Below are 11,183 nucleotides of genomic sequence, written 5' to 3' on the forward strand. Positions count from 1 at the left end.
CGAATACTATAGAAGTTAAGTAATTATGATGATAAAAATAGTTTTATTAAAAGTTGATGAAATAAAGCTATGAAAGGTATAGTATAAATTTTATGAAAATTTTCTAAATTATTTGCCCTATTAAGTATAAGCATGCAGACAAGACTAATTTTTTTGTATATAATTCATAAAAATTAGAGGATATAATGTCTTTGATAGCAAGTACTGATTACTATTAGGTAAATGGAGAAGGTAATCAAAGACGATCCAAATAAGAATATAACGAGTTTCAAAAATTGCACTATTGTTAATGAAAGAAATGATTCTTGTTAACTAATTAAAGTTTACGTATAATTAATTACAAACAGAAAAGGTTAGGAGGGGAAATGATTTGTTACTTCCTGGCCGTGCAAATAAAATTTTTAGTATGTTATTAGAGTCATCAAAACCCCTGCGGATTAAAGATATTGCGCGTGAGTTTCAAGTAAGTGAACGTACAGTAAAATATGACCTTGATTTACTCAGAGATCGGTTAAAAAAGTATGATATTAATCTTTATTCAAAACCCAATGTAGGAATATGGATAGATGAAAGAGATAAAAATATTCGAGTTAGTAATGAGTTAAAAAGAGATTTAAGTTTAAATGAGGAATTATATGGTTTTTTTGAGCGCCCAGAAAGAATTAGACGGCTTACATTAGAATTGTTAGTGGATGATTCATTTTACAAAATTAGCGATTTAGCTGAAAAGTTTGAAGTTAGTCGAAATACAATTGTGAGAGATTTAAAGATAATAGAAAAAGATTTAAAACAAAGGCATCTTGTGATTGAAAGGACTCGGCAAGGGATAAGAATAAGAGGTTCTGAGTTTTATCGGAGGCTTGCTCTAGAATATCTTGTTCAGAGTACTATGGAAGAAAAAGAAATGAACAAAATTATTATGAATGTAATTAAGGAAGGATTTGGAAAGGAAGAAAAATTTTTATTGATCCAAAGTGTGTCTTTTTTATCTGAACAAGAACTGGAATATGCTTTTTCTAAGATACGTTTGATTATTTCCAGAATAGAAAATGAGTTGGAAATAATGCTTTCCGATAGAATAATCATTAATATATTTATTCGTCTTATAATTACAATTCAACGTTTAAAAAGGAAGAAAAATGAAAATTTAGATTTTATGACAACGATTAATATTCAGCAATTAAAAATGCAAAAATTATATCAAATTTTTAAAGAAATATTAAATGGGCCTCCTTTTTTGAATTTTATTTTTGCCGAATCTGAACTCATATATATAAGTCTTCCTACGATAGAAATAGTACAGCCTCTATTGGATGATATAAAAAATTCCGAGCATAAAGAAGTTAATGTATATGAAAAAACAATAGAGTTAATTAAAAGGATGACAATAAAAACGAAAATTAACTTCGAAAAAGATGATCAATTATTAAATGCACTATTGGTTCATCTAAAAGATAAAGTTGTGAAATTTAGATTTGGTATTATAGACCCTAATCCTATACTAAGTGTAGTTATTAGCTCTTTTCCTACTATGTTTCACTTGATTAAAGAATGTGTCTATGAGATATTTAAGGAGGAGGATATTTATTTCACGGATGCTGATTTAGCCTATATTGTATTGCATTTTCAAGCTGCTTATGAGAGACAGAAAAAAAACTATTTATTTAAAGCATTAATTGTGTGCAATACAGGCAGAGGGACAGCTCAATTACTAAAAACGATGCTTGAAAATGAAATTCCTGAATTAAAAATCATTGGAACAAGTTCAATATTTACTTTAAAAAGACAGATAGAATTAAAAAAGCCAGACTTGATTATTAGTGTAGTTCCGATAGAAGATATAACCATTCCTTTTATAAAAGTTCATAATATACTTACAGAAGATGATATACTACGGATTCGTAAAATAATTAATAAATTACAAAAAAATTCCTCAACAGAGTTGTTTTGGTCCTCGGTTGAGGGAGAAAATTATTTTGAATCAGTAATTGCTGAACAATTTGTACAAAATATTATTTTTAAAGGGTATGTATTAAACCAAAAAATTATTCAAGAATTTAAGGATAATCTTACTGAAGAACGAGCAGAAGGTTTAAAACTCCATATTTTACTTTTAGCTGGTAGAATTGCTTTTAATTCATTTTATGATTTTGAATATACGGATTACAATGATAAATTTAATTATTCTTCTGAAACGCGTGAACGACTAGAGAAAATATTAAAGGAAAATGAAATTAATATTCCAGAAAGCGAAATAATAGCTATTTTGCAATATTTTAAATGAAAGGAGAAAATAGTAAATGAAGATTGATTTACTTGTTAAAAACGGTTATGTAATAGATCCTGGTAATAAAATGAAAGGCAAGTTTGATATAGCCATAGATAAGGGGAAAATTTTAGGTATTTACCAGCCTAATACTTTTTCGGAATATTCTACAAAGAACGTGTTAGATGTTTCCGATTGCATAGTAGTACCGGGATTAATTGACCTTCATGTACATGTATTTCCAATTAAAACCGTATTGGGAATTTCTGCAGATCATGTTGGAGTTAATCAAGGAGTTACAACTGTAGTAGATGCCGGAAGTACAGGAGCTAGTTGTATTAACTCTTTTATTGATGAAGTAGTTAAAAAAAATATTACTCGTGTTTTACTATGGATTAATGTTGCTAGTCCTGGGTTATGTGAAGGGCTTTCAGAATTAGCTGATCTAAAAAACATAGAATTAGAAAAACTAGAAGAAGTAATTAAAGAGCATAGTCAAGTAATTCGTGGGATAAAAGTTAGGATGAGTTCTTCAGTTGTAAAAAACAATGGAATCAAACCACTTGAAATTGCTAAAAAATCTGCTCAAAAAGTTAAGCTTCCTCTTATGGTCCATATTGGCAATCCACCACCAGATCTTAAGGATATTTTAAGTTTATTAGAAGCAGGCGATGTAGTTACTCACGCTTTCCACGGAAAGAAAGGAGGGATATTAGATGAGGATGGAAAGTTAATATTAGAAGCAGAGAATGCTTTAAAAAGAGGGGTTCTATTTGATGTAGGGCATGGTACTTCGAGCTTTAGCTTTAAGGTAATGAAACGTGCTATAGATTTAGGAATTGCTCCTCATACTATTAGCACAGATATTTATCTGGCTAATATAACTGGGCCTGTTTATAGTTTAGTTACTACGATGACTAAATTCATTGCCTTAGGATATTCTTTAGAAGAAGTAATAAAAGCTACTACAAGTATGCCAGCTAAGGTACTTCGTATGGAACAAGAGATTGGCAGTATTAAAGAAGGAAACATAGCAGATATTTCCATTTTAAAATGGAACCAATCTCCTATTAAGCTTGTTGATTCTGAAGGTGAAGAAATAGTTGCAGAGAAGTTCTTGTTACCATTATATACAATCAAATCTGGAAAGGTTTTGAAGTGCAATGGATGAAGTTAAGGAAATACTAAAAGAAGTAATAGAAGAGATTTCTAAGAAAGAAAAGATAACAGAAAAAGAGAGAGAGGAACTATTTGAGTTATTAAGATTAGTTAAATTAAATGAAAAAGATGATAAATTTTCTTTTTCGTTTAATCGATTGGCGTTAATAGGATATCATTTATTGGCTTTTATTAGGAGATTAGAAACAAATGAAAAATTACCACCTGTTGAATCAGGGTTATGGAATGAAATTTCACCAGAGGTAAAAAAATTGAGTATTGAAGTTTTGCAAAAATATGTGCAAAGGTTTAAGAAAGAATTAAAAGAATTAGACGAAACAGAAATATTTTTATTAGCGGTTCATTTTGAAGCGTCTAAAATTAAATGTGTAGGAGGAAAAAATAATGCATGATAAAGTGAAGGTGGTAATTGGTGACCGACTCGGGAAAGGACAAAAAGTGGCAAAAGGTGTTGAAGAAGCAGGTGGAATTGCAATTGTAATTCCAGGTGTAGGCGCAGATATGAAAGTTGGTGATGTAATGAATAAGGAAAATGCTGATTTTGGAATTGCTTTTTGCGGAAGTGGAGGGGCTGGTGCTTTAACTGCTCAAACAAAATATGGCTATCCAGTAGAGTATGGACTTCGTTCTATTGAAGCAGGTATTACTGCGTTAAGAGAAGGTAAAAGAGTCCTTGGTTTCGGCTTTATGGACATTGAGGAACTTGGCAGGAGATTAACAGAAGAATATATAAAATTAATTAAGAGAGAGAATAAAGATGTATAAAGAGTTTGATCGTACATTAAGATTTGAAGAAAAAGGTGAAACTATTGAAGAAGTATTTAATAAGATGTTTTCACAAATAAGGAATAAACTTTCATATGAGATTAAAGATTTAATAATTAGAATTGAACCAAAAGATATTGAGGTTGTAGAGGCAAAGAAGGTCGTATTTACTGAAAGATTTTTAGGGCTGTTTTTCCCGCGAAAGCGTAATTTGTATAAGGTTAAAGCTATGATAACAGTGAGGGTAGGAGTGATAGAAATTTCGCAAATAAAATTTGAAGAAATAGATGATACGCCTACTTTACTAAAACAATTTTTAAAAATTTAGAGTAAAAGAATAGAAGGGAGTGTTTGGGATGACTATCCTGATAATCTTAAAATCAATAATTATTGGGGCTTTGGTAGGCTTTGGAGTGGGAGCAGGTGCTGCAAGAATGTTTCATGCTCCTACAGTTCAGGCGATGGGAGCATTTCGAACATTAGGAGAATTAAATGCTTGTCAAGGTGATCCAATTTCGCATTTTTCTTTTGGCTTGGGATTTTTATTTAACTCATGGGCAACAGTCATAGGAGCTGGTGCATTAACACAAGATGTTGAACATAGAATTATTCCAAACTGGGCTGCGGCATTACTTTTAACAAAAAACAGAAACGTGAAAGAAACTTTACACGATCCTAAAAAAATGGCAGTAGCTGGTGCTATCGTAGGAGTGATATTAATACCTCTTTTAAATTCAACAGCAGCGGCAGTTCCACAATCGTTACAAAATGTTGCGACAAAAGTTTTAGTACCGGCCGCCAATTGGCTAATCAATCCTGTTATGCCCATCATATTCTGGTTGGCAGCACTTGATGCAGGAAAACGGACAGGTATTTGGGGAACAATTTTAGGCGGATTAGCACATTTGATAATGGGGAATGCTGTACCAGGTATTGTTTTGGGAATTTTAATAGGAAAGGGTGTAGATGACTCCGGATGGAATAAAATTACAAAAACTTTAGTAACTGCTGTTATTCTTCTGTTTGTATTAAGTGGATTTTTCCGTGGTTTCGATGTAGCATTACTGAAAAGCATGAATATTGGAATACCTCAATGGTTAATTAATCTCCATAAATTTTTTGGAATGGTGGTGAAATAAAAATGGAAGATATAAAAATAGAAGATAAAAAGCTTGGTTTCTGGTATTCAGAGTTGGGGTTTATTGTATTTGTTATGGCTCTTGCTTCTGGTATTTTTGGTGGAACTCATTTATATTACACATATCATGTTGGGGCATTCAATGACTTGGCTGTTGTTGCTTTACTAGAAGCTGGACTTAAGGGAGGCGGTTTTGGTGCTGCAGCTGCCTTTGGAGGAGCTTTTTTATTCGCACGTGTTATAGAAGGTCCATTGGTAGGAATTTTAGATATTGGGGGTTCTTTACAAACAGGAGTAGGAATTGGAATACCAGCGTTGATGCTTGGAGCAGGCTTTACAGCCCCGCTTGAATCGTTTCCTTTAGCCTTACTAACGGGTGCTATTCTTGGAGCTATAATTGGAGTTGTAATAATTTCTATTCGAAAATTTACAGTTGATAAGATAGACTCTACATTTGGAGCAGATATTATGATGGGAGCAGGAAATGCTGCTGGACGATATTTAGGGCCTTTGATTGTAATTTCTGCTGTCATGGCTTCTATTCCAGTAGGTTTAGGGTCTATTATTGGAGCTGCAGTTTTTTATGCGTACAAAAGCCAATTGAAGGGGGAGCTATACTTGGAGCGATGTTAATGGGAGTTTTCTTTCCAATTCAATAATAATTTGCAGGCAGGTTAACCTGCCTGCTTTTATGGAGGTTGTGGTGATGAGTATTTACCAAAAATATGGTTTAAAACAGATTATAAATGCAAGCGGTAAAATGACTGCTTTGGGAGGTAGTGCTGTAGATACGAAAGTGGCACAAGCAATGTTTGAAGCTGCGCAAGATTACGTTGATATTCAAGAATTAATGTTAAAAGCAGGTAGAATAATTGCTGAGATTACTACAGCAGAAGATGCATGTCCAACAGTAGGTGCGGCTGCTGGTATCGCAATTTCTATAGCAGCTTTAATTGCAGGGAAGAATTTAACTCTCATTGAGCAGTTACCTTATAGTGAAGGTTTGAGAAATGAGGTTATTATTCAAAAAGGGCATTCGATTAATTTTGGAGCTTCTATACTACAAATGATTAGATTAGGTGGAGGTAAAGTAGTTGAAGTAGGACAGACAAACTATGTTGAAAAAAATCATATTATAGATGCAATTTCAGAAAAAACTGTTGCAATTTTCTATGTAAAGTCGCATCATGCAGTCCAAAAAGGTATGTTATCTCTTCCTGAAATAATTGAAATTGGTGAAGAAAATAATATACCAATAATTGTAGATGCAGCTGCAGAAGAAGATATACAGAAATATATTCAAATGGGAGCGGACCTTGTGATATATAGTGGCGGTAAGGCTATAGAAGGTCCTACTTCAGGTTTTATTTGTGGAAAAAAAGAACTAATTGAAGCTTGTCGTTTGCAGTACAAGGGTATTGGGAGGGCAATGAAAGTTGGGAAAGAACAAATTATGGGTTTAATTTCTGCATTAGAGATTTATAAAAATAAAGTAGAAAACATTGAAAAACAATTACAGCAAGTGCAATGGATAGTTAATCAGTTTCAAAATATCGATGGAATAACTGCTTCGGTTGTGCAGGATGAAGCAGGAAGAACAATTTATCGTGCTCAATTAAAATTTGACGAAGAGAAATTAAACATTTCAACGCATGAAATTATAAAACAATTAGAAAGAGGGGAACCTGCAATTTTTACCAGGAATCATTATGCAAATTTAGGCATTATAAGTATTGATCCTCGTCCTTTGCTTCCAGGGCAAGAAAAAATAATTGTTAATCGAATAAAGGAAATTTTAAGAGTATAATGAGGTGTGAAAAATGGAAGTTAGATTAAATGTATTAGCAAAGAATTTAAAGAATGCTAAAGAAATTGTAGAGGTAACAGAAGGAAAAGTATTTATTGGGATTTTGACAAAAGAGTTCAATTCTACAGAAGAAGCGATTAAAAAGGTTTTCGAATTTCAAAATGCAGGAATACCTGTTTCCATTGGACTTGGTGCAGGTGATCCACAACAATGGCAAAAGGTAGTGGAGGTTGCTATTGCCACTAAGCCCGCACATGTAAATCAAGTTTTCACGGCAGCAGGGTATACGTTGGGAGCATTAAAAGCAGTTAAAAGTGAACATACCATAGTAAATGCTCTAATTAGACCTTCTGGTATACTAGGAAAAGTATTTATTTCAACAGGACCAACTAGTGAAAAATATTTAGAAATGGTGTCATGTGATTTAGCAGCAGCGATGTTGGCGGAGATAGGTGTTCCTTCAGTAAAGTTTTTCCCAATAGAAGGAGATAAACGGCTTGCAGAAGTAGAGGAAATGGTTAAAGCATGTATTAACCACGGTATAACTATTTTTGAACCAACAGGTGGAATTGACAAAAAATCTTTACCTTCTGTTTTAGAAGTTTGCTTGAAAAATGGTATTCAAATTGTTATCCCTCACGTTTATACTTCAATTATTGATAAAACAACTGGTTTAACAAGAATAGAGGATGCGGAAGAGTTAAAGACAATTATAAAAAGGGTTGTTGAATAATGCGAGATATTCGTCTTGTGGTAATTGATATTGACGGGACTTTATTAGATTCAAATAGTAATCTTCATCCGAAGACAATAGCAACAATAAAGAAAGTACAAAAGAAGGGAATCCTTGTTACATTAGCTACAGGTAGGACATTTCGTTCTACCTGTACAATTGCAAAATTGTTGGGAATTAAAATTCCTGTGATTTGCTATAATGGAGCTTATATATCAAGTATAGGGCAACCTCCACTTTACACATTTCCAATTTCAAGAGGGAAAATTAAGCCGATTATTAAAATTTTAGAAGAAAATAATTATTATATAAAATTTTATGCGGAAGATTGTTTATATGTTCAAGAGGCTATAGAAGAGACTTATCTTTTTTCAAAAATACATAAGGTTCCTTTTGTAGAAGTGGGGAAAGGTAAACTTTCTAATTTGGATAAAGATCCCTTAAAAATTGTGGTATATGATACTCCCGAACGCATTAAGAGCGCATTAGAAATGTTTAAACCTTTGAAAGATGAATTTACCTTTATTATAGAAAATGATAATTTTGAAGTTAATTCTAAAAATATAACTAAAGCTGTGGCTGTAGAATTACTTTGTAACTATTTGGGGATTTCAATGAATCAAGTTATGGCATTTGGGGATGGAGTAAATGACGTTGAGATGGTTGAATCTGTAGGAGTCGGAATTGCAGTTGAAAATGCAATTCCTTTATTAAAGGAAAAAGCAGATTTTATTACCAGCTCAAATGATAAATTAGGTGTTGCATGTATGCTAGAAAAAATTTTTCTAGACGATAGTTAAAGGGGAATTAAAAGGATATAGAAAGATTTATACTAAGGAAAAGTATACTTTTTAAATTTCGTTATCAACTTCAAATTTTTGTGTAAAATCCTTCTGTTTGGAATCAAATATTTTACATCTCTACTGTTTAACTTAATTATATTGCCTCCGGCCATTTTGATGTCAAGGATACGTTATCACCAACTTTTGGTCGCCCCTGACATTGGAGTTTTAAATAGTTATCCAGGACATAGGTAATGAGGAATGTTGTTTTATTGGAATTATTTCCACAAACATTTTAAAAACGATGAAAAAAGTAAAATTTATTAAGAAAACTCTCTTGGTTTTTTATTCATTCTCTCTTGACTTTGGTCAAGATTCTACTAAGTTATGAGAATACAATACTATAAAATTTAAAATTTAGTACGTTCAAAGTTGAGAGCGATTTGCTATTACATCTACGATTGAACTTATGCTTTTTTTGATTTCTTCATACCGCCTTAAGAGCTTTTTCTTTCCTTTGTCTCTTTCTGAGACAAGCTTTTTATTTTCTTCATTTAATCTTTCAACCAGCTTTGGCAATGCGTAGTCAGAAAAGACTTTTTCTTATCTACCATATCAGGCTAGTTAAAAAAGCAAAGCCAATTATATTGACATAAATCCAAGGTCATCCATAGCAAAATCAAGCCATTGTTTTGCTTCTTTCATAAATAACCTTTCCTTTCTTTAATATTTCTTCAACGTAAAACATACTTTCTTTTATTTCTTCTATTTCTTTTGGGATATATACTATAATATTCGTGCCAATAGTAGGCTTAGCGAGTTTAACAACTTCCTCTAATCTTTCGTAAAAAGACTTGTCAGTATCCTTTATAACTATTAAATCAATATCGCTCCATTCATTTATTTGATTTGTCGCTAATGAACCAAATAATATTATTTTTTCAGGTTGATACTCTTTTATCAGCACTTCTACAATTCTTGTAAGTTCTCGATTTAATTGTTCTATTCTGCTCATAGAAAACACCTCAATTTGAAGGTTTTACCTTTAATCCGTTATCTCAAATTGCAATTATTCTAATTGTTTATAGATCTCAAAAATTCTTCTTCACAATTAATTATAGCATGCACATTATAACACTTCTATGCATAATTTTTTAAAGTTTTCTGTTGTTTGCCCCCGGCAGTTAAAACGAAAGGCGAGCAGGCGTATAATCTATGACGCAGGGGTAAACAAGAAAAGCACATTGCATTAAGAGGTGCTTATTCGAACGGATTTTTGATTTGAGCAAAGAGAAAATGAAAAATTCACATCGATTATTTTGGAAAATAAAAAAGAGCATTTTAGGTTCCTTAATTTAATAATTTCTTTATAAAAGTAAGTTGAGTAAATAAAATTTTAGCTTTATAAAAGAAAACTTCTGTAATATACAATTTGAAATGCTAACAAAACAAAAAAATGTATGTCACACAAAACGCTTATTATGGCAGAGTCCTAAAATATCATACTAAAGTAAAAATAGATTTGCTTTAATTATATAAAATTTACTAAAATGTTACATTAATATCATATTTTTAAATTATCTTGAAATTTAATAAAAAACCGCAAATTATTTTAAATTATTTCAAAACAAAGAGAAAAATTACGTTTAAAAGTCAAAAAAAATAGCTTAACAGTACTTGAAAAAACAAAAAGAGAAATTTATACTATCCTTATAGTGCAAGCGCTTGTACTAAATTTAAAAAGGAGGTTTGTGTATGAAGAAAACGCTTAAACTGCTGTCGATACTGTTAATAACCATTGCTCTTCTTTTTAGCTCAATTCCATCAGTACCAGCAGCACCGGATACTTCGGTTTCCAACGTCGTCAATTATTCGACAGATGTAATCTACCAGATAGTCACAGACCGTTTTTTAGATGGGAATCCCAGTAATAATCCAACAGGCGACTTATATGACCCTACCCATACTAGTTTAAAGAAATATTTTGGTGGCGATTGGCAGGGTATTATTAACAAAATTAATGATGGTTATCTTATTGGTATGGGAATTACAGCTATATGGATTTCTCAACCCGTAGAAAACATTTACGCAGTTTTACCAGATTCCACTTTTGGTGGAAGCACATCCTATCATGGTTACTGGGCACGAGACTTCAAAAAGACAAATCCCTTTTTTGGAAGCTTTACAGATTTTCAAAATCTCATAGCAACAGCTCATGCTCACAATATAAAAGTTATAATAGACTTTGCACCAAATCATACATCTCCTGCATCAGAGACAGACCCTACATATGGGGAAAATGGTAGATTATATGACAATGGAGTATTACTTGGTGGTTATACCAATGATACAAATGGATATTTCCATCATTATGGAGGAACTAATTTTTCATCATATGAAGATGGAATTTACCGTAATTTATTTGACTTAGCAGATTTAGATCAGCAGAATAGCACTATTGATTCATATTTAAAAGCGGCAATTAAACTATGGTTAGACATGGGGATTGATGG

12 protein-coding genes are annotated in these 11,183 nt (G+C 32.1%); 11 read left to right on the plus strand and 1 reads right to left on the minus strand.

Annotated features, from left to right (window positions below):
* Positions 1-370: 370 nt before the first annotated feature.
* From BUB32_RS11335 to BUB32_RS11380, 10 genes are all read left to right on the plus strand, one after another.
* A complete protein-coding gene (locus BUB32_RS11335) occupies positions 371-2,284 on the plus strand; it encodes a BglG family transcription antiterminator (protein WP_072969475.1) in 1,914 nt (637 codons plus the stop codon).
* 16 nt (positions 2,285-2,300) lie between these two features.
* On the plus strand, positions 2,301-3,437 hold the full coding sequence (locus tag BUB32_RS11340; protein ID WP_072969476.1) for an amidohydrolase/deacetylase family metallohydrolase: 1,137 nt from the start codon (positions 2,301-2,303) through the stop codon (positions 3,435-3,437).
* Complete coding sequence (locus BUB32_RS11345; RefSeq protein WP_072969477.1) at positions 3,430-3,837, plus strand: PRD domain-containing protein; 408 nt, start codon at positions 3,430-3,432, stop codon at positions 3,835-3,837. The genes BUB32_RS11340 and BUB32_RS11345 overlap by 8 nt, the downstream gene beginning before the upstream one ends.
* Positions 3,830-4,210: a glycine-rich SFCGS family protein gene (locus BUB32_RS11350; protein ID WP_072969478.1), complete on the plus strand. Its 381-nt coding sequence runs from the start codon at positions 3,830-3,832 to the stop codon at positions 4,208-4,210. Before BUB32_RS11345 ends, BUB32_RS11350 begins: the two co-directional genes overlap by 8 nt.
* Positions 4,203-4,538 carry a DUF4312 family protein gene (locus tag BUB32_RS11355; protein ID WP_072969479.1) on the plus strand — a complete coding sequence of 112 codons (336 nt, stop codon included), beginning with the start codon at positions 4,203-4,205 and terminating at the stop codon, positions 4,536-4,538. Before BUB32_RS11350 ends, BUB32_RS11355 begins: the two co-directional genes overlap by 8 nt.
* 28 nt (positions 4,539-4,566) lie before the next feature.
* Positions 4,567-5,349, plus strand: coding sequence for a DUF4311 domain-containing protein (locus tag BUB32_RS11360; protein ID WP_072969480.1), 783 nt, complete (start codon positions 4,567-4,569; stop codon positions 5,347-5,349).
* Positions 5,350-5,351: 2 nt separating this feature from the next.
* Entirely contained in the window at positions 5,352-5,981 is a 630-nt protein-coding gene (locus BUB32_RS11365) for a DUF4310 family protein (RefSeq protein WP_234949288.1), read from the plus strand.
* A 73-nt stretch (positions 5,982-6,054) separates the two neighbouring features.
* Complete coding sequence (locus BUB32_RS11370) at positions 6,055-7,155, plus strand: DgaE family pyridoxal phosphate-dependent ammonia lyase (protein ID WP_072969481.1); 1,101 nt, start codon at positions 6,055-6,057, stop codon at positions 7,153-7,155.
* A 13-nt stretch (positions 7,156-7,168) separates the two neighbouring features.
* Positions 7,169-7,888, plus strand: a complete 720-nt coding sequence (locus tag BUB32_RS11375) for a KDGP aldolase (protein WP_072969482.1) — start codon at positions 7,169-7,171, stop codon at positions 7,886-7,888.
* Complete coding sequence (locus tag BUB32_RS11380) at positions 7,888-8,688, plus strand: Cof-type HAD-IIB family hydrolase (protein ID WP_072969483.1); 801 nt, start codon at positions 7,888-7,890, stop codon at positions 8,686-8,688. Before BUB32_RS11375 ends, BUB32_RS11380 begins: the two co-directional genes overlap by 1 nt.
* A gap of 661 nt (positions 8,689-9,349) precedes the next feature.
* Here BUB32_RS11380 and BUB32_RS11385 read toward each other — a convergent pair.
* A complete protein-coding gene (locus tag BUB32_RS11385; protein WP_072969484.1) occupies positions 9,350-9,685 on the minus strand; it encodes a nucleotidyltransferase domain-containing protein in 336 nt (111 codons plus the stop codon).
* 740 nt (positions 9,686-10,425) lie between these two features.
* On the opposite strand from BUB32_RS11385, the gene BUB32_RS11390 reads away from it, so the two are divergent.
* The coding region (locus BUB32_RS11390; protein ID WP_268807566.1) for an alpha-amylase family glycosyl hydrolase at positions 10,426-11,183 on the plus strand (758 nt) is incomplete at its 3' end.

Source organism: Thermoanaerobacter uzonensis DSM 18761, assembly GCF_900129115.1.
Taxonomy (GTDB): domain Bacteria; phylum Bacillota; class Thermoanaerobacteria; order Thermoanaerobacterales; family Thermoanaerobacteraceae; genus Thermoanaerobacter; species Thermoanaerobacter uzonensis.

What these genes read in the sequence shown, in the direction of transcription:
- BUB32_RS11340 (WP_072969476.1), top strand. Translation starts at nt 2,301, where the DNA reads ATGAAGATTGATTTACTTGTTAAAAACGGTTATGTAATAGATCCTGGT.
- BUB32_RS11345 (WP_072969477.1), top strand. Translation starts at nt 3,430, where the DNA reads ATGGATGAAGTTAAGGAAATACTAAAAGAAGTAATAGAAGAGATTTCT.
- BUB32_RS11350 (WP_072969478.1), top strand. Translation starts at nt 3,830, where the DNA reads ATGCATGATAAAGTGAAGGTGGTAATTGGTGACCGACTCGGGAAAGGA.
- BUB32_RS11355 (WP_072969479.1), top strand. Translation starts at nt 4,203, where the DNA reads ATGTATAAAGAGTTTGATCGTACATTAAGATTTGAAGAAAAAGGTGAA.
- BUB32_RS11360 (WP_072969480.1), top strand. Translation starts at nt 4,567, where the DNA reads ATGACTATCCTGATAATCTTAAAATCAATAATTATTGGGGCTTTGGTA.
- BUB32_RS11365 (WP_234949288.1), top strand. Translation starts at nt 5,352, where the DNA reads ATGGAAGATATAAAAATAGAAGATAAAAAGCTTGGTTTCTGGTATTCA.
- BUB32_RS11370 (WP_072969481.1), top strand. Translation starts at nt 6,055, where the DNA reads ATGAGTATTTACCAAAAATATGGTTTAAAACAGATTATAAATGCAAGC.
- BUB32_RS11375 (WP_072969482.1), top strand. Translation starts at nt 7,169, where the DNA reads ATGGAAGTTAGATTAAATGTATTAGCAAAGAATTTAAAGAATGCTAAA.
- BUB32_RS11380 (WP_072969483.1), top strand. Translation starts at nt 7,888, where the DNA reads ATGCGAGATATTCGTCTTGTGGTAATTGATATTGACGGGACTTTATTA.
- BUB32_RS11385 (WP_072969484.1), bottom strand. Translation starts at nt 9,685, where the DNA reads ATGAGCAGAATAGAACAATTAAATCGAGAACTTACAAGAATTGTAGAA.